Source organism: Shewanella sp. TB7-MNA-CIBAN-0143, assembly GCF_040310065.1.
Lineage (GTDB): Bacteria > Pseudomonadota > Gammaproteobacteria > Enterobacterales > Shewanellaceae > Shewanella.
In genome coordinates this window covers 250,221-271,509 of record NZ_JBEOPL010000001.1, presented here as the reverse complement: position 1 = coordinate 271,509, position 21,289 = coordinate 250,221, and the positions used below count along the sequence as shown (strand labels likewise).

Below are 21,289 nucleotides of genomic sequence, written 5' to 3'. Positions count from 1 at the left end.
CTTAGATAGCTAAGAATAAACCGGCTAATGTCGCGCTCATTAAGTTAGCTAATGAACCAGCGATAACAGCACGGATACCTAGTTTTGCAAGGTCATGGCGACGTGAAGGAGCCATAGCACCTAAACCACCAAGTAAGATTGCAATAGAAGATAAGTTAGCGAATCCACACAATGCGAAAGAGATAATCGCTTTAGTACGGTCTGACATCATTGCGCCAGTTTCAGCTACTACTTTAAAGCCTTCAGCAGATGCATCTAGTAGATACGGAGCGAAGTTTAAGTAAGCAACAAATTCGTTAACAACAATCTTTTGACCGATGAAAGAACCAGCAACAAGCGCTTCGTTCCAAGGTACACCGATTAAGAAAGCTAGAGGCATAAAGATATAACCAAGGATAAGTTCTAGCGTAATACCCTCTAAACCGAACCAACCTGTTACGCCACCGATGATACCGTTGACCATTGCAATTAATCCAACGAATGCGATCAACATAGCACCAACGTTCAATGCAAGGTGCATACCTGATGCAGCACCTGAAGCAGCAGCATCTAACACGTTTGCTGGCTTATCAGGATCATCTGGTAGATCGTCCATTTCATTGATAGCCGCTTCTGTTTCTGGGTGCATCAGTTTAGCCATTAATAGGCCACCTGGTGCCGCCATGAATGACGCTGCAACTAAGTATGCAATTGGAACACCCATTTGCGCGTAACCCGCTAATACAGAACCAGCGATTGATGCTAAACCACCCACCATGATGGCGAATAACTCTGATTGAGTCATAGTAGCAATAAACGGACGCACAACTAACGGTGCTTCAGTTTGACCAACGAAAATGTTCGCTGTTGCTGACATTGATTCAGTGCGGCTTGTGCCTAATGCTTTTTGTAGACCGCCACCAATAATGCGGATGATCCACTGCATAATGCCTAAATAGTAAAGCACTGCAATTAAAGAAGAGAAGAATATAATGACAGGTAATACGTTGATGGCGAAAATAAAACCAACTTTAAAGTTAGCTAAATCACCAAATAAGAAGCTAGTACCTGCTTGTGCATAACTAATCACACTTGATACTGCGTCAGAAACACCTTTCAGAATATCTTTACCGATTGGAACATATAATACGAAACCAGCGAAGAATGCTTGAATTGCTAAAGCACCACCAACGGTACGTACACTAATTGCTTTTCTATTATTTGATAGTGCAAAACCTATCAATAGTAAGGTGACCACCCCTACTAAACTCATTACTATATCCATTAATCATCACCCTTTTGTTAACAGTTTTTTTGAATGTTGTTAACTCACCTAATTTCCGCTGATGATTATAACTGAGCGTGAAACGAAAAGCGTCGTTTTGATCAAGTTTTTAAAGTTTAATTTCAAACCCTTACGACATTAAAAACAATTTATGTCTCTATGTTCATTAAAAAACAATTAAAGCTCAAACAGTTGCAATGCATTTTTATTCAACTGTTCTAATATACAAACAGTCGGCTTTTTCTTTAAAAATGCGATTTCGGACACAATTCGAGGAAGAATAAGAGGGGTATTACGTGATTTAGGATGATCAAAAGGAGGCATACTTGGTGAATCAGTTTCCAATAAAAAGTGTTCTAAAGGTAAATTAACCACTGTTTCTCGGAGCTTTTTCGCACTTGGATTGAGTATTAAAGCACCAACACCTAATTTAAAACCGAGTGAAATATAACGTTTCGCAATTTCACTATTGCCATAGAACCCATGCACTACGCCGCCTTTAGGCAGTCTAATATGTGCCAACATTGACAATAATTCTTGGTGAGCTTTAACAGCATGTAAAATGACGGGTAATTGGTAAATTTGAGCAAGCGATAACTGTTTCTCAAGTAACAACAATTGTTTATCCGACCAATGGTGCAATTTATCCAGCCCACACTCCCCAACAGCAACCAAACGCCTATTCTTGCTATATTGTTGTATCGTTGCTTCAAGCTTAATAATGGCAGCATCAATGTCCTCAGGCACGTACCACGGATGAATACCAAGGGAGAAATAGCAATTAAACTGCTGTGCTATTAGAATTTGCTTTTGCCATTTATCAACCGACACACCAGGTAAAATAGCAGAGCTAATACCATGGCGATGCATGGCATCAAATAATTGTGTTCTATCATCATCGAACTCTGACATGTCGAGATGAGCATGAGTATCAATCATAAGGTTGCTCTTTTTTATTGCCATTCTGATTTATGACGGGCTCAGATGTCGATGCTTCATTTTTAGGTTCGCTCAATCGTGGTACACAGCTGCGTTTATTTTCTAGGGTTAACCCCATCTCATCACACCATAAAATGTACCTTTGCCAGGGTTTTACAATAAATAGCCTAAAAATAGCCTTAATCATCTTAATTCCCTGTTAAAAATAATAATAAAAAAGGCGGCACAGCCACCTTTTTTAACATATCTGTAAAAAACTTCTTAACATTTAATGTTCGCGTGTTTTGGCAAACTCAACATCAGGGTAGCGTTCCATCGATAAGTTTAGATTCACCATAGTAGGAGCAATATAGGTCAAGTTATTACCGCCATCTAGGGCTAAATTTTGACTACATTTACGTCGAAACTCTTCTAATTTACGTTCATCTTTGCAATACACCCAACGTGCGGTACTCACACTGATACCTTCGTAAATAGCTTCTACGTTATATTCACTTTTTAAGCGTCCAACAACTACTTCAAACTGTAGCACACCAACCGCACCTACGATTAAATCGTTAGAATCAATTGGTCTGAAGACCTGAACGGCTCCCTCTTCAGATAATTGCACTAACCCTTTAAGCAGCTGCTTTTGTTTTAGTGGATCTTTTAAACGAATACGACGGAACATTTCAGGTGCAAAGTTTGGCACCCCAGTAAAGCGAAGTTTTTCGCCTTGAGTAAATGTATCACCAATTCGCATGGTGCCATGATTATGTAATCCAATAATATCGCCTGGGTACGCCACTTCGGCACGACTTCGATCACCAGCCATAAAGGTCAAAGCATCACTGACATTGACATCTTTACCGATGCGAACATGGTGCATTTTCATACCTTGTTCATATCTACCCGAGCAAACACGCATAAAAGCAACACGGTCTCGATGTTTTGGATCCATATTGGCTTGTATCTTAAAAATAAAGCCAGAAAACTTTCCTTCATCAGGCGTGACATTTCGTACATCACTTTCACGGGGAAGCGGCTTTGGAGCCCATTCCACGATACCATCCAAAATATGATCCACACCAAAGTTACCTAAGGCTGTACCAAAATATACTGGCGTAAGCTCGCCTTTTAGAAAAGCTTCTTGATTGAATTCATTTGAAGCGCCAGCGACCAGTTCCATTTCATCACGTATTTCAGAGGCATACGATCCAAGAACTTTATCTAATTCAGGATTATGTAATCCTTTGATAATACGCTCATCTTGAATTGTATGACCCATACCGCTCTGGTATAAAATGATTTCATCACGCAGAATATGATACACACCTTTAAATTCCTTACCTGAACCAATTGGCCAAGTAATCGGTGCACAAGCTATTTTTAAGATGTCTTCTACTTCATCCATCAATTCAATGGGATCACGAATATCGCGGTCACATTTGTTCATGAATGTCACAATAGGCGTGTCACGCAAGCGCGTCACTTCCATAAGCTTAATAGTACGATCTTCGACACCTTTAGCGGAGTCGATAACCATTAAACATGAATCTACTGCGGTTAGTGTACGGTAGGTGTCTTCCGAAAAGTCTTCGTGACCAGGCGTATCAAGTAAATTGATGAGCGCGCCACCGTAAGGGAATTGCATCACAGAGGTGGTAATCGAAATACCACGATCTTTTTCCATTTCCATCCAATCAGATTTAGCATGTTGACCAGACTTTTTGCCTTTTACCGTGCCAGCCTTTTGTAAGGCATTTCCGAATAAAAGCACTTTTTCGGTGATGGTGGTTTTACCCGCATCGGGGTGCGAAATGATGGCGAAGGTACGACGCTTGTCGACCTCAACTTTATTGCCTGACATGTTAACCTTGCACTAGCCGCTAAAAAAGGCGCAAATTATAGCGCCTATCGATAGAATTGGCTAGGCAAAGTGTTTTTTAGCTCTTAGATGACAATTCGTTAGATTGTTGAATCATATTTTTCATTCTGGCTAATTCAATTCTCGCATAACGATGCTCAACAAAATCATAAATATTGGTGGCTAACGTTAAACGATAGAAATTAGCCGCTTGCTGATATTGACCATTTTCAGCAGCATGTTTCGCTAAGTAAAAATAGGCTTCACATAAACGTTCTGCATATTCTTTAGGCTGAGACAAACCTTCTTTTGCGGCAGCAAATACTTGTTCTTGATTTATCTTACCTAAGTAAAAATCGACTAACACACTAGACCAGTTTTTATCCTTTAACTGCTGACGCTGTATCGCAAGGTCTGCCAAAGCAGGCTTACTATCGATTGAGGAAGACATCAAATACAACCATAAAGCTCGATAACCGTCACTTGGGTCACGATCATAGAATGCTTTCATATCATCAACGGCTAATTCGTAACGTTCGCCATAATATAATGCAATACCACGATTTAAAAAGGCATAGTCATAGTTTGGTGACAGTTCGAGTACACCATCAAATGCTTCATAAGCACTATCAAACTCGCCTTCTTGAGTGTAATAAATACCAAGAAAGTTATATGCATCGGCTAGATCAGGTTGTAATTTTAATGCTTGATGAAAATCGATTCTGCCAAGTAGACGTAATCCGACACTGTCATAAATGACCCCTCGATCGTAATGAAAACGTGCACGTTGTTCGTCAGTTAACTCCATGGAAGCTAAAATTTCATTTAGCTTTGCGAGTGTCACTTCTAATTTATAATCAGGCATAACCGGCGCGACAATCATCTGCCCTGCAATATTATCATTTGAACCTAACGTTGCAGCACACCCTGACAACAACATACTTGCACCGACAACAACGGCAACGATTGTGGTGCGTAGTTTACATTCCATCCGCTTTACCTTATCAGGTTCTATTAATATTCAATATCATAGCAATCTGGCAATCTAAGAGCCATGCACATTACAGATTATTTTTTTATAGATAAAAAAAAGGAGATCAAATGATCTCCTTTTGTGTCGTTAAGCCTTTAAATTACATTACTCAGCAGTTTCTTTTGCTTGAGCTTCTTTAATTGATAGTCTTACACGACCTTGACGATCCACTTCCATTACTTTAACAGCGACTTCTTGGTTCATCTCTAAATGGTCTGACACGTTAGCAACACGCTCATCGCTAATTTGCGAGATGTGAACTAAACCGTCTTTACCAGGAAGAATGTTAACGAACGCACCAAAATCAACGATACGAATAACTTTACCGTTGTAGATACGGCCCACTTCAACTTCTGCAGTGATTTCTTCAATACGACGGATTGCTTCTTTAGTCGCTTCACCGTTTGAAGAGGCAATCTTCACAGTACCATTATCATCAAGCTCAATTGTAGTACCCGTTTCTTCGGTAAGCGCACGAATTACCGCACCGCCTTTACCAATAACGTCACGGATCTTCTCAGGGTTAATCTTGATGGTAGTGATTCGTGGAGCATGGGCAGAAATATCGTCACGATGCGAACCAATAGCTTGATCCATAACGTTTAGAATATGAACACGAGCACCATAAGCCTGTTGCAGTGCGATATCCATGATTTCTTTAGTGATACCTTCGATTTTGATATCCATCTGCAATGCAGTAATACCATCACGAGTACCGGCTACTTTAAAGTCCATATCGCCTAAGTGATCTTCATCGCCTAAGATGTCAGAAAGCACAACAAAATCGTCGCCTTCTTTAACTAGACCCATTGCAATACCCGCAACAGAAGTCTTGATTGGTACACCTGCATCCATCAATGCTAATGAAGTACCACATACTGAAGCCATTGAGCTTGAACCGTTAGATTCAGTAATTTCAGATACAACACGAATGCTGTACGGGAATTCTTCAGCTGAAGGCATCACGGCATTCATACCACGCCATGCTAACTTACCATGACCGATTTCGCGGCGCTTAGGTGAGCCAACCATACCTGTTTCACCAACAGAATACGGAGGGAAGTTATAATGAAGCATAAAGCGATTAGTACGTTCGCCCATGATGCTATCAATCTTCTGCGCATCACGTTCAGTACCTAAAGTACAGGTTACTAATGCTTGAGTTTCACCACGTGTAAATAATGAACTACCGTGAGTACGTGGAAGTACACCCGCTAAAACACTTAACGCGCGGATCATATCTGGTTCACGACCATCGATACGAGGCTTACCACTGATAATACGGCCGCGAACAACGCTTTTCTCTAAACTACCGAGTAAGTTGTCTACTTCACGAGTATCAACATCTGGATTCTCTGCAACTAGTGCAGCTTTAGCAGTAGCTTTAACAATACCGACTTGTACATAGCGGTCTTGTTTAACTTCAATTTGGTAAGCTTCTGTCATGCCAGCTTCTGCAAGATCTTTGATTTTAGCAACTAACACTTGATCTTGAACTGGTGCAGTCCAATCCCATGTTGGTTTGCCAGCTTCAGCCTTGAACTCGGCAATAGCATCAACAACAACTTGTTGTTGATCATGTCCGTAAGTTACCGCACCTAACATGATTTCTTCTGCAAGCGCTTTAGCTTCAGATTCAACCATAAGTACAGCAGCTTTAGTACCCGCAACCACTAGGTTTAGTGAACTTGTTGCAAGCTGATCAACTGTTGGGTTAAGTACATATTCATCGTTGATATAACCAACACGCGCAGCACCTAGTGGGCCACTGAAAGGAATACCAGAAATAGCTAACGCTGCTGAGGTACCAATCATCGAAACAATATCTGGCTCGATTTGTGGATCAACAGAAACCACAGTGATGATAACTTGAACTTCGTTTTTAAAACCGTTAGGGAATAAAGGACGAATAGGACGGTCAATTAGACGCGCAATCAGAGTTTCATCTTCTGATGGACGGCCTTCACGCTTGAAGAAACCACCAGGAATTTTACCTGCAGCATAGGTTTTTTCTTGATAGTTAACAGTTAGCGGGAAGAAGTCACGGCTTAAATCCGCTACTTTTTTACCAACTACAGTAACTAATACTGTGGTATCGCCCATGCTTGCTAAAACTGCAGCATCAGCTTGACGTGCAATAACACCTGTTTCTAAGGTGACTGTATGTTGACCATACTCAAAACTCTTTACAATTGGATTCACGTGACCCATTCCTTAATTTAATGACCTTTAATTACGCGCACAAGTATACTTCAATTAGACCGAATAGTTAAATAGACGCGAGTTACAGAATGTGAAAATCTTTAAAATAATCATTTTCCTACATGAGATCATCGTATTAACAAATGATTTAGACGTTATTAAGCAAAAAACTTTACGATTAAGTGACCTGAGGTTTGCTATTTGATTTGATTATTGATGACAAGACAGATGAATTTGACTAAAGTTGTAGCTAATAGTGTCAATTTTTGTAAGGGTTAACGAATTAATTAGCCACGTTAAGATTGATTTAATAGAACCTATAAATCATGAGTAACTTTAGCATTTTAAAATGCTAAAACCAACGTAGAATTAGTCACTTATATGACATGGAATAATACATGACTGCCCGTTTTAAGTCTCTTACATGGAAACAAACTAACTTAGTGGTATTTACTGCTTTGTTTTTTGCAATTGCCATCTTTATCGTAGAAATTGCGTTAGTTGTTATAACGACTAAACAACAGCTTACAGCAGCACAGCAAGAACTACTCAATTCCGTCGAGCAAACCACTACGAATGCGGTATGGTCGTTAGACGACAAACTTGCTAGTCAAACACTCGAAGGCATCATCAAAGTAGATAACGTCGGTTCAGCGGTCATTGAGCTTGATGATGGTTCGCTATTTGTATCTGTGGCCAATGAATCTGATGAGTTTTCCAATAATTACATATCATTAAGTAATCGTCTTTTTGGTAATTTGAAAGAAATTTCCCGTTCGCTGTATCGTCCGTTCTACTTTGAAGGCAACAAACAACAGCAACTCATTGGCACATTGACCATTTTTTACGACACCCAAAAACTGACGACTAAACTCTTTAGTCAGCTACAACTTGGGCTAATAGCGACATTGGCTCGCGCACTATTGCTCACTTTAGTATTGACAGTGGTGTTTCATCGTTTTTTAACACAACCCATCGCACGCATTAGTGAAGCTATTGATAAAATTGATCCAGACTATCCAGATGAAAACTTGTTGCCGATGTCTCAAGCCCATAAAGATGATGAATTAGGCCTAGTGACCAGTAAATTTAATCAAATCTTATTACAGTTCAGCCAAACTCAAAATAAACTGCGAAAAATGGCGACGCGTGACCCATTAACAGGGCTACCGAATCGAACCTTATTGTTAGAAACACTCAATGTGACAATTCAACGTTCACGTGTTCATAAGCGAAATTTTGCACTACTTTTTATAGACTTAGATCGTTTTAAAAACGTCAATGACTCTTTAGGTCATGCATTAGGAGATCAATTCCTCGCCCGAATCGCACGTATTTTAGAAAGAGTGGTAGGTGATCGAGGTAGCGTAGCGCGCTTAGGCGGCGATGAATTTGTGATTTTAGCCGATGAAATTCAAACCCCATCACAAGCAGCTGATTTTGTTGATAAGTTGCTGATCCAATTAAATACTCCAATTCAGCTAAACGAACATGCTATTCACCCAGCGGCGTCTATCGGTATATCGATATATCCAGAAGATGGTAACACCGCAGAGGATTTAATTCGTCATGCAGATATTGCCATGTACAGCGCTAAAGCCGCTGGTTCTAATCAATGGTCGTTCTTTAAACAACAAATGACCGAACGTGCTGCAGTGAGATTACGTACAGAAGCCTCGTTACACGATGCTCTGAAAAACAACGAGTTTTTATTATATTTTCAACCTAAATTTGACTTAAAGACCAATAAAGTCGTCGGATGTGAAGCTCTTATTCGCTGGCAAAAAGACGGCCGATTAATAAGTCCTATGTCATTTATCCCTGTAGCCGAAGAAACCGGTATTATCATCCCTATTGGACGTTGGGTTATCGAGCAAAGCTGTAAAGTCATCAGGGAATGGCAACGTAAATATAATTATGCTATCCCTATTGCTGTGAATGTGGCCTCGCAACAATTTGCAGATGCCAGTTTAGTACCTGATATTAAGCAACTGGCGATCCGTTATCAAATACGTCCGGAATTACTTGAAATAGAAATTACAGAAACGTCACTGATGAATGATGTTGAACAAGCAATTACCAAATTAGAACAACTCAAATCAGCGGGTTTTGGTATTGCGGTCGATGATTTTGGCACAGGATATTCTTCATTATCATATCTACGTCATTTGCCGATTACCACAATGAAAATTGACCGTGCATTTGTTAGCGATCTTCCAGAAGATAGCGCAATTGCGTCAACTATTTTAATGCTGGGGCGCCAGCTAGATTTGACCATTGTTGCTGAGGGTATTGAGAACATTCAACAACTTGAATGGTTAAAAGAAAATCAATGTGAAATCGGTCAAGGTTTTTACTTCAGCCAGCCATTACCCATAGAAGAATTTGAAGAAAAATATATTGCCTGCAATACCGCGAAAATAATGCATGTTTAACCGCAACAAACGCAAGCCTAAATCAGACATGCCAAAGTATTCATTAGCGGCCAATTATGAATAAAGCTTGATCGTAAGAGTTGGGTTGGTCTGTGGCGAGTTCGTCACAATAAAGCGGTATTATCTAAAGGTGGCAGTCTTAACCTTCGGCAGGTTATATATTACCTCATCTAAAGAGCTTAATTGTTTCGGCAAAATTGTAAGCATTCTCTATTCTCTATTCTCTATTCTCTATTCTCTATTCTCTATTCTCTAAAAAATCCTAGCAGCACTCTATTGAAATGGTCATCAAACTTAGTACATTGCCGTAATGGTTTGAGACAAATGTAGGGTTCAAATTGTTGTTTTATTTACTCACTCACTAGAAGTTGCCGATGGCAGGATATTAAGTTGTCAAAGCCCATGCATTGACTATTAAGTCCCTGAGCAAGTGATTAGCACTTTCTTGGTACTGCATAATTGTTGGTGTGATTGTACTAGATAACGACTCCTGCGAGCCCTAACGCCTTTAATCCTGCAATCTCTAGTCTACATTCAATGTTAAATCATATAAGAGTGCTCACACCTATGTTTATGGAACAACTTAAGTATTCAATTTACTGTGTTGGGTATGATGTTAAAAGATGTTGCAGATGAATAATAACCTGAAGATTATGCTGAAACGTAAATGCTTAGACAAATAAATAGCTTATATCTTTAATCAAATGGCCATATAGTTTCTGAATCAAGATCTTCTGAAATAATGAAATAAAATATTCAGAAATCATGATGACTATGAAAGATCGAACCGTAAATTAGTCATAGTCAATTAAACGATAAATATCGATGAAATTAGCTAGCAGGGTGGGATTAAGCGAGTATAAACAATGCAAGAACAAAAACAGCGGTTCTCGTCCAGCAAAACATCGTACAACAACTTACATTGGGATATTTAGCCATTAGAATAGCCTGAAGATATAAAAGACTACCAAGATAATACTCCCATATATTGGGTAGATAACGCCAAGACAACTGATAGGTACGAGATTGGCAATATTTTGAGGCGAGTTCATTATTTTAGGCAATAAAAAAAGGAGGCTTATGGCCTCCCTCTTTACGGTTAAACTACTTACAAAAGTAAGCAGATGTCGAATTAACGACGTAAACCTAACTTCTGGATCATAGCAGTATAACGAGCTACGTCAGTACGCTTTAAGTAAGCAGAAAGCTTACGGCGTGCACTAACCATACGTAATAAACCACGACGAGAGTGGTGATCATGGATGTGCTCTTTAAAGTGACCTTGAAGGTGATTAATTTGAGCAGTTAACAAAGCTACTTGAACTTCAGTTGAACCAGTATCGTTTTCGCAGCGACCAAAATCAGCCAAAATTTTTGCTTTTGTTTCAGCACTTAGTGACATGTGTATCTCCAAAAAAAGTAAATGTATCTCTAGCCGATCACTAACTCAGCCAGAGTGAGCGCGATATTCTAACCAGATTGTTAGTTAACCGCAATAAAATTCGATTATTTATCTGAAAAAGCCAACGACGAAACCGACTCGACTACTCAGCAGTATCATTATCGTGGATTACAATCAAACGTTTTGGCGCTAATAAACCATCATCATTCATGATACCCATACCAACAAATCGACGTTCATCGCCAATAGTGATACGAACTAACTCATCAGGCTTAAGTCCCGCTGCTTGAATTGCTTGTCCTTGCATGACGTAATATAACATCGCCTCAGGCAAGTTAATTTCAGCGAATTTAGCCACTGCAGTGTCCATTGGTAACAATAACGGATCCATTAGGGTCTGAGGAGCAACATCTTGTCTATGAGCTTGTTCAAGTAGTGCTTCTAATTGCGCTAAGGTAACCATTTTTTCATAAGGATATTCGGCAACTTGAGTACGACGCAACATAATAACATGTGCTCCACATCCAAGCATTTCACCTAAATCATCAATAATGGTACGTATGTAAGTCCCTTTAGAACAATGAATGTCTAGGGTTAGTTCATCACCTTCAAGCTTAATAAAATTTAGCTCAAATACGGTAATTGGCCGTGACTCACGTGGAACTTCAATCCCCTCACGGGCATATTTATACAAAGGTTGACCTTGGTATTTTAATGCCGAATACATTGACGGTATTTGCTGAGTGGTTCCTCGAAAAAACGCGAGCTTTTCATCTAGTAATGCTTGAGTCACATTCACAGGGCGCGTTTGCACGACTTCCCCATCAGAGTCACTCGTATCAGTACGTTGACCCAATTTAGCGGTCACCAGGTAGCGCTTATCCGAATCTAATAGATGCTGAGAGAACTTAGTCGCTTCTCCGAGGCAAATAGGCAACATACCTGTTGCTAACGGGTCTAAAGCACCTGTATGGCCAGCTTTATTGGCATTAAAAAAACGCTTCACTCTTTGCAGGGCAAAATTAGAGCTCATGCCAGTATCTTTATCGAGTAATACGATTCCGTCGATGAAGCGACCTTTAGGGCGACGAGCCATTAATCTTGCTCCTTTTCACCATCAACAGACTCGCTGTTATCAGGTGCGTCAGGCGTAAATTGCTGCTGTTTGGCTTTATCTTTATTTATGACTTGTGTGACTAGGTTAGACATACGCATGCCTTCTACTAGCGAACTATCATAAATAAAACGTAATTCAGGCATAACACGTAATTTCATACGTCCAGCAACTAAAGTACGTACATAAGGCGCGGCTACAGTCAGCGCATCAATTTTTTGTTGAACAAGTTCAGTGTCTTCTTCAAAAAAAGTCACATAAACTTTTGCATAACTTAAATCACGAGAGACGTCGACGTCATTTACTGTGACAAAACCAATGCGAGGATCTTTCATATCGCGTTGCAACACCATTGCCAGTTCTTGCTGGAGTTGTTGTGCAATACGGCGGGTACGACTAAATTCTTTTGCCATGATGATATGCCATATCGTTAGGTCTACAATCAAAAAGGGCGGCTAAAGCCGCCCTTCCATTGGTACTTATAAGCTGCGAGCAATTTCGACTATTTCGAAGACTTCAATTTGATCGCCCACTCGGACGTCATTGTAATTCTTCACACCGATACCACATTCCATACCATTACGGACTTCTTGTGCATCGTCTTTAAAGCGGCGTAATGACTCAAGTTCACCTTCGAAGATAACCACGTTATCACGTAGTACACGAATTGGTGCGCTACGTTTAACAATACCTTCGGTAACCATACAACCAGCGATAGCGCCGATTTTAGGTGACTTAAACACATCACGAACTTCTGCAAGGCCGATAATTTCTTGTCTAAATTCAGGCGCTAACATACCTGTCATTGCAGCACGAACTTCATCAATTAGATTGTAGATGATGCTGTAATAACGTAAATCAACACTTTCTGAATCAATGGTCTTACGAGCCTGTGCATCAGCACGGACGTTGAAACCAACAAGAATCGCATTTGAAGCTGCTGCTAATGTTGCGTCGGTTTCGGTTAATGCACCTACACCACGAGCAATAATATTCACTTTAACTTCATCTGTAGACAGTTTAGCTAAAGATTCACAAATCGCTTCAAGAGAACCTTGAACATCCGCTTTAAGTACGATATTCAGCTCTTGTACTTCGCCTTCTTCCATGTTCGCAAACATGTTTTCTAGCTTAGACTTCTGCTGACGCGCTAACTTAATGTCACGGAATTTACCTTGGCGATACAATGCAACTTCACGAGCTTTACGTTCATCACGTACAACTGTCGCTTCATCACCAGCTAAAGGCACACCAGAAAGACCTAAAATCTCTACTGGAATAGATGGACCAGCTTCGGTAATAGCGTGACCGTTTTCGTCTTTCATCGCACGGATTTTACCGTACTCTAAACCACATAAAACGATATCACCTTGGCGTAACGTACCTTCTTGAACCAAGACAGTAGCCACTGGGCCACGACCTTTATCAAGTTTTGATTCGATAACAACACCCGCTGCCATACCATCACGTATTGCTTTAAGTTCTAATACTTCAGATTGAAGTAAGATACCTTCTAACAATTCGTCAACGCCCATACCCGTTTTGGCTGAAACGTGAACGAACATGTTATCTCCGCCCCAATCATCTGACATGATGCCATGTTGAGACAGTTCGCTCTTAACGCGCTCTGGATCAGCATCTGGCTTATCCATTTTGTTAACAGCTACGATTAACGGTACGTTACCCGCTTTAGCATGTTGAATCGCTTCAATCGTTTGTGGCATTACGCCATCATCGGCAGCAACAACCAAAATAACAATATCAGTCGCCTTAGCACCACGAGCACGCATTGACGTAAACGCCGCGTGACCAGGAGTATCAAGGAAAGTGATCATGCCGTTTTCAGTTTCAACGTGGTATGCACCAATATGCTGAGTAATACCACCGGCTTCGCCAGCAGCAACTTTCGCACGACGGATATAATCAAGTAATGACGTTTTACCATGGTCAACGTGACCCATGATAGTCACAACTGGAGCACGAGACTCTAGTTGGATATTGTCATCGCGATCTTTCAGTACTTGATGCTCAAGTTCGTTTTCACGAATAAGCACCACTTTATGACCTAATTCTTCAGCAACCATTTGGGCTGTTTCTTGGTCAAGTACTTGGTTAATCGTTACCATAGTGCCCATTTTCATCATTTGCTTGATGATAACAGTGGCTTTAATTGCCATTAAATGCGCTAATTCTGATACGGTTACGGTTTCACCGATACGCACATCACGACTAACAGCTGCAGCAGGTTTATTAAAACCGTGTGCCATAGATTCAGGTGCTGTACTGCGGTTACGCATGTGTTTTTCACGACCGTCACGAGCATCTTTTCCGCCACGTTTTTTGTTGGCGTTTTTGTTGCGCGCACGACGACCACGTTTTTCATCATCAGCATCTGAACTGTCTTCTGCTGCACGAGCAACTTTAGAGGTTGTGATGTGGTGATCGCCATTCTTTTCAGCATCTAAACGTTGGCGTTCTTCTTCAGCCCAACGCTTTGAGTTTACTTCAGCAAGGAGGCGTGCAGTTTCAGCTGCTTTAGCGGCTTCATCTTTTTGCTTTTGAGTAAGCACTGCTTCTTGAGTCGCTTTTAAACGATCTGCTTCAACTTTTGCTGCTGCAGTTTCTGGGTCAGCAACTTTAGTTACTTTAGGTTCAGACTTTACTTTTTCTGATTTCAATTTGGCTTCTGCTTCCGCTTTTTTCTTCGCTTCTGCATTAGCTTTCGCTTCTGCAGCTGCTTTTGCTTCAGCTTCCACTTTTGCTTGGGCTTCAGCTTCTGCTTTGGCTTTTGCTTGAGTTTCTAATTCAGCTTGTTTTGCTAATTCTGCATCATCGCGCTTAACAAAAGTACGTTTTTTACGTACTTCTACCTTCACGTCTTTCGACTGACCGCCAGTGCTTGCAACACTTAACGTAGACACCGTTTTACGTTGCAATGTCATTTTAGTCGGAACTGAATCTGCACCATGCTGTTTTTTTAGATAATCAAGAAGTTGTTGCTTCTCTTTTTCTGAAACAGTATCGAGTTGTTTTTTGTTCATACCAGCTTGTGAGAATTGCTCGATTAATCGATCAACCGATTTACCCACTTCCGCTGCTAATTTTTCTACGCTTGTATCTGCCATCAATTAGATCCCCCTGTTGATCGACTTATGCTTCTTCGCCAAACCAACAGATATTGCGGGCAGCCATGATGAGCTCGCCTGCTTTTTCTTCTGTTAATTCTTCAATATCAATTAAATCGTCAATACCTTGCTCGGCCAAGTCTTCTAAAGTCACTACGCCTTTGCTCGCAAGAACATAAGCTAAATGTCTTTCTAATCCTTCCAATGCTAGTAAATCATCACTTGGCTCTGCACCATCTAACGCTTCTTCCGACGCTAATGCTCTTGTAGAGATTGCCGCCTTTGCACGTTCACGTAATGCTTCAACGATTCCTTCGTCGAAACCTTCTACTGCTAATAGTTCAGATTCTGGGACATAAGCAATCTCTTCTAGCGAAGTGAATCCCTCATCAGCCAATACGGCTGCAAAATCTTTATCTACATCCAGATAAGCTACAAACAAATCAATCACTTTTGCACTTTCGGCTTGGTGTTTTTTGTTCATGTCTTCAACTGTCATTACGTTTAGTTCCCAACCAGTAAGTTGAGTGGCTAAACGTACGTTTTGGCCATTACGACCAATAGCCTGTGCCAAACTGTCAGCTTCTACAGCAATATCCATCGAGTGGTTGTCTTCATCCACAATGATAGATGCAACATCAGCTGGCGCCATGGCATTGATCACATATTGTGCAGGATTATCATCCCACAACACGATATCGACTCGCTCGCCACCTAATTCGTTTGATACGGCTTGTACACGTGCGCCACGCATACCAACACAAGCACCAATAGGGTCAATGCGACGATCATTTGATTTCACAGCGATTTTAGCACGAGCGCCTGGATCACGAGCGGCACCCATTACTTCGATTAATTCGTCGTAAATTTCTGGTACTTCAACCCGAAACAGTTCAATTAACATTTCAGATTTACTGCGGGTTAAAAATAACTGCGCACCACGTGCCTCTGGACGTACAGAGTACAATAATGCACGCACACGGTCACCAGGACGGAAAGATTCACGGCTGATTAAATCTTCTTTAAATAACACGCCATCAGCATTGTTACCTAAATCAACAACTACGCTTTCACGGGTGCTTTTCTTAACAACACCAGTAACAATCTCACCTTCACGTTCAATAAATTGTTCAACAATTTGTGCACGTTCAGCTTCACGTACTTTTTGTACGATAACTTGTTTCGCGGTTTGTGTGGTGATACGGTCAAATGCAACTGAGTCGATTTGATCTTCAATAAACTCACCCACTTGAATCTCTGGTTCTTCATAACGAGCGGCTTCAAACGTAATTTCGCTGTATGGATTTTCCAAAGCTTCGCCTTTATCGTCAACTACCATCCAACGACGGAAAGTGTCGTAATGGCCTGTTTTACGATCAATAGCAACGCGAACTTCGATATCGCCTTCATATTTTTTCTTTGTTGCGGTAGCCAGTGCAATTTCTAGCGCTTCGAAAATTTTCTCGCGCGGAAGGCCTTTCTCATTGGAAACCGCTTCTGCGACTAGCAGGATCTCTTTATTCATTTGGTCTTGCCTCGTTCTTCACCTGAAACTATCAAAACTTAGCTATAACGTTGCCTTTACGGATATTATCCAAAGCAACAATCAAGTCTTTACCATCAACGGTGATAGTGAGCATTTGCCCATCAACACTACTGATGACGCCTTTTAAATTACGACTACCGGCAACAGGCATAGTCAATTGTACTTTTGTTTCTTCACCGATATAAGCTCTATATTGCTCGGCGGTAAATAACGGTCTATCTACGCCAGGTGAAGATACTTCTAATGTGTATTCTGTAGAAATAGGGTCTTCAACATCCATAACTGCGCTAACTTGACGACTGGCTTCTGCACAATCTTCAATATTGATGCCATTCTCGTGATCAATAAACACACGAAGAATTGAGTGACGACCAGCTTGAATATACTCAATGCCCCATAGTTTAAAGCCTAGAGCTTCAACAGGTACTGTTAACATTTCAACTAGCTTGGATTCTATTGTTGCCAAAAATGACCCCCAAAAAACAAAAAAAGGGCTAATAGCCCCATTGCAACCCGCATCTAACACGGATATTTAAAAGTTCATATAACAAAAAACCCCGTAATCACGAGGTTATTTTATTATAAAACCTGTAAATTGTGATTTATTCTCTTACGAAATTAAATCACAAGGAGCTGGTTGCGGGGGCCGGATTTGAACCGACGACCTTCGGGTTATGAGCCCGACGAGCTACCAACTGCTCCACCCCGCGTCAACTGATGCAAGTATATTGATTTACACTATATCTTGCAATAACTAATCAAACTCAATCCATGATTTGTTAGTTTAAATCTGGTGCCGAGAGCGGGACTTGAACCCGCACGTCCGTTAAGACACAGCCACCTCAAGGCTGCGCGTCTACCAATTCCACCACCTCGGCGACACCTGGTATACTAGTCAGGAATTTTCGTTTCTGACTGTTCGATCTGAACAGGCGCATCATCAATGATTTGCTCTGCTGCTGGACCTAAATCTTTCCACTGATCATTTTGCTCAGTGTGATTAGCACTTAAATTACCAATCACTAAACTTAATGCAAAAAAGCCAATGGCTAATACTGCAGTACTGCGAGTCAGGAAATTACCTGAACCACTTGAGCCAAATAAAGTGCCTGAGGCACCGGCTCCGAAAGATGCGCCCATATCGGCACCCTTTCCTTGTTGAATTAAAATTAAGCCAATAAGACCTAAAGCTACCACCAAGTATACAACTATCAGAACTTCGTACATATAATTACGCGCTCATTGCTATGGTACATAAACTTAAAAACTCACTTGAGTTCAAACTTGCACCGCCAATCAGACCACCATCAACATCAGGCTGGGCAAATATATCTGCCGCATTGCTTGGGGTGACGCTACCACCGTATAGAATTCTGATATTCTCACCAATAAAGGGAGATACTTCAGAAAGGCGACTGCGAATAAACGCATGTACTTCTTGTGCCTGTTCTGGTGTTGCGCTTTTACCTGTCCCTACAGCCCATAAAGGTTCGTAGGCGATAATTGCGTTATCAAAAGCCATGGTACCGTTTTTTTCAATTACTATATCAAGCTCTTCCGCAATCACCTCAAAGGTACGTCTTGCTTCACGAGCTGGCCCTGATTCACCTACGCATAAAATCGGTGTCAGACCATATTTTTGTGCTGCGGCAAACTTCTCTGCCACGATATTACTCGTCTCTCCGTACATACGGCGACGTTCGGAATGGCCGATAATAACATATCGACATCCAGAATCTTTTAGCATCTGCCCGGATATTTCGCCGGTATATGCACCAAAATCATGTTGACTAAGATTTTGTGCACCCATTCTAACAAGCGCACCATCTAAGGTTTGCTTATTGGCTTCAAGCAGCTGCCTAACACTTTCAAGATAAATTGAAGGCGGGCATAAAACCACTTCAGCGGAATCATTTTGGAGCTTTGTAGCAAACTTCTTAAATAGTTCTTCTGCTAGTGCTGAATTACCATTCATTTTCCAGTTGCCAGCGACCATAGGACGTCTGAGTGCCATTCACTGTCTCCTCTGAAAGCGGCGTGAATAATAGCGAACCACTTATCAAGTTACAAGAGCTAAAAGGGGAATATTTCACATAAAGTGTCGAAGCGTCTACTTTTTAAGCGAGCAACAACATATCTGAATATTCAAATGATTAACATGCTGCCTTTACCGCGTCAGCAATACGATTTGCATGTGCAAGCACTTGCGGATGATCATCACCTTCAACCATCACTCTGATTAACGGTTCGGTACCCGACTTTCGTAATAAAACCCGTCCGCGAGCACCTAATTGCAACTCAACATCGGCTTGCGCAGATTTCACCGCATCGGTATCTAACGGATTAGAGTCCCCTTCAAAGCGGACATTAACCAATACTTGAGGCAACATCTTCATCGGCTCTGTTAATTGTTCAAGCGACGCATTTTGACGGCGCATCGCTGCTAACACTAAAATACCTGCAACAATACCATCACCGGTAGTACCATGATCTAGGTTGAGAATATGACCAGAGTTTTCACCACCTATACGCCATTCATTCTCCCTCAGCATTTCCATGACATATCTGTCACCGACTTTAGAGCGAACAAAAGGAATATCAAGTGCTTGCAACGCTAAATCTAAACCTAAATTAGACATTAAGGTGCCGACCACTCCACCTTTTAAAATACCACGTTTTTGAGCATCTACCGCTAAAATATACAGGATCTGATCACCATCGACTACTTCACCATGACGATTAACCATCATAATACGATCACCGTCACCATCTAATGCAATCCCTAAATCAGCTTTTTCAGCCAATACAGTCTCACAAATCTTAGCCATTGATGTTGCGCCGACTTTATCATTGATATTGAGTCCATCGGGTTTATCGCCAATAGCAACCACGTCAGCACCCAATTCACGGAATACATTAGGGGCAATATGATACGTTGCACCATGAGCACAATCGACGACAATTTTTAAGCCCTCAAGAGTTTGGTCGGCAGGAAAGTTCCCTTTGCAATATTCGATGTAACGCCCTGCAGCATCTTCAATTCGACGAGCTTTGCCTAATAAGTGGGACTCTACACACACTAACGGCTTTTCAAGTTCAGCCTCAATTTCTAATTCAATTGCATCATCAAGCTTACTGCCATCGGTAGAGAAGAACTTGATACCGTTGTCATAGTAAGGATTATGCGAAGCACTAATTACCACACCAGCTTCTGCACGAAAAGTACGAGTTAAATAAGCCACTGCTGGGGTCGGCATTGGGCCAAGTAATAACACGTTTAATCCAGCAGCTGATAATCCAGCTTCTAACGCCGATTCAAATAGGTAACCTGAAATACGGGTATCCTTACCAATAATCACTTTTTGAGTGCCATTTCGAGACAATACTCGTCCAGCAGCCCAACCGAGCTTCAATGCCAGTTCAGGGGTCATTTTACCCGCCCCGACTCTGCCGCGAATACCATCGGTTCCAAAAAATTTTCTTTGTTTCACAGATCCCTACTTAAGTGATTTCACTGTACTTATAACGTTATTGTGCCGCTGCTACTACAAGTAAGCCATTGTTTCTGACATCACTTTAAGTACATCGACAGTTTCGGGTACATCATGGACACGTATAATATGCGCACCTTGCTGAGCAGCAATCAATGCCCCTGCGAGACTACCCGCAAGACGTTGATCGGTATCACGCGCTAACAGGTCACCCATCATGCTTTTACGTGATAAGCCCACCAGTAAAGGTAAGTGAAACTCATGCAATTTTGGCAACGCAGCTAACAGGCGGTAATTATGCGCTAAAGTTTTGCCAAAGCCAAAACCTGGATCAAGAATTAAGCGTTCGCGCTCAATTCCGGCTGCTTCGCAGTAAGCTATACGCAATTCAAAAAAAGCGGCAACCTCATCAATCACATCCTGATATTCAGGTTTATCTTGCATTGTTTTTGGCTCGCCCTGCATGTGCATCAAGCAAATTGGCACATCTAACGTCGCAGCCATTGCTAAAGCCCCAGGCATTTGTAATGCGCGCACATCATTAATCAAATTAGCACCGGCATTTACCGCCAGTTCCATCACTTCAGGTTTGCTAGTGTCTATCGAAATCCATACGTCGTGTGTTTTTGCAGTATATTCAATAATAGGAATAACCCGTGCGAGCTCTTGCTCAACAGAAACCTCTGCTGCTCCAGGGCGAGTAGACTCACCGCCGACGTCTATAATTAATGCACCTTGTTCAACCATATAATCAACATGTCGACAAGCTTGTTCGAAATCGATGTATTCGCCACCATCAGAAAACGAATCTGGTGTCACGTTTACAATTCCCATTACTACAGGGGCTGACAAGTCGAGCGTTTTATTGGCATGAGTTAATTGAAACAATGGT

At 41.3% G+C, this 21,289-nt stretch carries 17 protein-coding genes and 2 tRNA genes; 1 reads left to right on the top strand and 18 read right to left on the bottom strand.

Going from position 1 to position 21,289, the window contains the following annotated elements; genetic code table 11:
- Nucleotide 1 precedes the first annotated feature (1 nt).
- The 6 genes from AAEY97_RS01160 to pnp form a co-directional block, all read right to left on the bottom strand.
- Nucleotides 2-1,264 carry a NupC/NupG family nucleoside CNT transporter gene (locus tag AAEY97_RS01160; protein WP_101085726.1) on the bottom strand — a complete coding sequence of 421 codons (1,263 nt, stop codon included), beginning with the start codon at nt 1,262-1,264 and terminating at the stop codon, nt 2-4.
- Between the two features lie 177 nt (nt 1,265-1,441).
- Nucleotides 1,442-2,203 carry a TatD family hydrolase gene (locus AAEY97_RS01155; RefSeq protein ID WP_101085728.1) on the bottom strand — a complete coding sequence of 254 codons (762 nt, stop codon included), beginning with the start codon at nt 2,201-2,203 and terminating at the stop codon, nt 1,442-1,444.
- On the bottom strand, nt 2,196-2,390 hold the full coding sequence (locus tag AAEY97_RS21580) for a DUF5363 family protein (protein ID WP_502959383.1): 195 nt from the start codon (nt 2,388-2,390) through the stop codon (nt 2,196-2,198). The genes AAEY97_RS01155 and AAEY97_RS21580 overlap by 8 nt, the downstream gene beginning before the upstream one ends.
- Nucleotides 2,391-2,471: 81 nt before the next feature.
- The gene (prfC, locus tag AAEY97_RS01150; protein ID WP_350995918.1) at nt 2,472-4,052 is read right to left on the bottom strand and encodes a peptide chain release factor 3; all 1,581 of its coding nucleotides are present in this window, start codon (nt 4,050-4,052) and stop codon (nt 2,472-2,474) included.
- Nucleotides 4,053-4,128: 76 nt separating this feature from the next.
- On the bottom strand, nt 4,129-5,040 hold the full coding sequence (gene nlpI / locus AAEY97_RS01145; RefSeq protein WP_350995915.1) for a lipoprotein NlpI: 912 nt from the start codon (nt 5,038-5,040) through the stop codon (nt 4,129-4,131).
- Nucleotides 5,041-5,187: 147 nt separating this feature from the next.
- Nucleotides 5,188-7,284 (bottom strand): polyribonucleotide nucleotidyltransferase, encoded by a 2,097-nt coding sequence (pnp, locus tag AAEY97_RS01140; RefSeq protein ID WP_192114422.1) that lies wholly within the window; start codon nt 7,282-7,284, stop codon nt 5,188-5,190.
- Nucleotides 7,285-7,682: 398 nt separating this feature from the next.
- On the opposite strand from pnp, the gene AAEY97_RS01135 reads away from it, so the two are divergent.
- The gene (locus AAEY97_RS01135; RefSeq protein WP_101085738.1) at nt 7,683-9,719 is read left to right on the top strand and encodes a putative bifunctional diguanylate cyclase/phosphodiesterase; all 2,037 of its coding nucleotides are present in this window, start codon (nt 7,683-7,685) and stop codon (nt 9,717-9,719) included.
- Nucleotides 9,720-10,851: 1,132 nt separating this feature from the next.
- On the opposite strand, the gene rpsO is transcribed toward AAEY97_RS01135, so the two are convergent.
- The 12 genes from rpsO to folP all read right to left on the bottom strand — a co-directional run bounded on the left by rpsO (nt 10,852) and on the right by folP (nt 21,231).
- Nucleotides 10,852-11,121 (bottom strand): 30S ribosomal protein S15, encoded by a 270-nt coding sequence (gene rpsO / locus AAEY97_RS01130; protein ID WP_011636467.1) that lies wholly within the window; start codon nt 11,119-11,121, stop codon nt 10,852-10,854.
- Between the two features lie 142 nt (nt 11,122-11,263).
- The gene (gene truB, locus AAEY97_RS01125) at nt 11,264-12,217 is read right to left on the bottom strand and encodes a tRNA pseudouridine(55) synthase TruB (RefSeq protein ID WP_101085740.1); all 954 of its coding nucleotides are present in this window, start codon (nt 12,215-12,217) and stop codon (nt 11,264-11,266) included.
- Nucleotides 12,217-12,648, bottom strand: coding sequence for a 30S ribosome-binding factor RbfA (gene rbfA / locus AAEY97_RS01120; protein ID WP_101085742.1), 432 nt, complete (start codon nt 12,646-12,648; stop codon nt 12,217-12,219). The genes truB and rbfA overlap by 1 nt, the downstream gene beginning before the upstream one ends.
- A 66-nt stretch (nt 12,649-12,714) precedes the next feature.
- Nucleotides 12,715-15,360 carry a translation initiation factor IF-2 gene (gene infB, locus AAEY97_RS01115; RefSeq protein ID WP_162022527.1) on the bottom strand — a complete coding sequence of 882 codons (2,646 nt, stop codon included), beginning with the start codon at nt 15,358-15,360 and terminating at the stop codon, nt 12,715-12,717.
- Between the two features lie 25 nt (nt 15,361-15,385).
- Complete coding sequence (gene nusA, locus AAEY97_RS01110) at nt 15,386-16,885, bottom strand: transcription termination factor NusA (RefSeq protein WP_101085745.1); 1,500 nt, start codon at nt 16,883-16,885, stop codon at nt 15,386-15,388.
- Nucleotides 16,886-16,916: 31 nt separating this feature from the next.
- Nucleotides 16,917-17,372 (bottom strand): ribosome maturation factor RimP, encoded by a 456-nt coding sequence (rimP, locus tag AAEY97_RS01105; RefSeq protein WP_041413431.1) that lies wholly within the window; start codon nt 17,370-17,372, stop codon nt 16,917-16,919.
- A 168-nt stretch (nt 17,373-17,540) separates the two neighbouring features.
- Nucleotides 17,541-17,616, bottom strand: a tRNA-Met gene (locus AAEY97_RS01100).
- Between the two features lie 81 nt (nt 17,617-17,697).
- A tRNA-Leu gene (locus AAEY97_RS01095) sits at nt 17,698-17,784 on the bottom strand.
- Nucleotides 17,785-17,797: 13 nt separating this feature from the next.
- Nucleotides 17,798-18,133 (bottom strand): preprotein translocase subunit SecG, encoded by a 336-nt coding sequence (gene secG, locus AAEY97_RS01090; protein ID WP_162022526.1) that lies wholly within the window; start codon nt 18,131-18,133, stop codon nt 17,798-17,800.
- Nucleotides 18,134-18,137: 4 nt separating this feature from the next.
- Entirely contained in the window at nt 18,138-18,920 is a 783-nt protein-coding gene (gene tpiA / locus AAEY97_RS01085) for a triose-phosphate isomerase (protein ID WP_011636460.1), read from the bottom strand.
- A gap of 139 nt (nt 18,921-19,059) precedes the next feature.
- The gene (glmM, locus tag AAEY97_RS01080) at nt 19,060-20,397 is read right to left on the bottom strand and encodes a phosphoglucosamine mutase (protein WP_350995910.1); all 1,338 of its coding nucleotides are present in this window, start codon (nt 20,395-20,397) and stop codon (nt 19,060-19,062) included.
- Nucleotides 20,398-20,451: 54 nt separating this feature from the next.
- Nucleotides 20,452-21,231: a dihydropteroate synthase gene (gene folP, locus AAEY97_RS01075; protein ID WP_392343409.1), complete on the bottom strand. Its 780-nt coding sequence runs from the start codon at nt 21,229-21,231 to the stop codon at nt 20,452-20,454.
- Between the last annotated feature and the right edge of the window lie 58 nt (nt 21,232-21,289).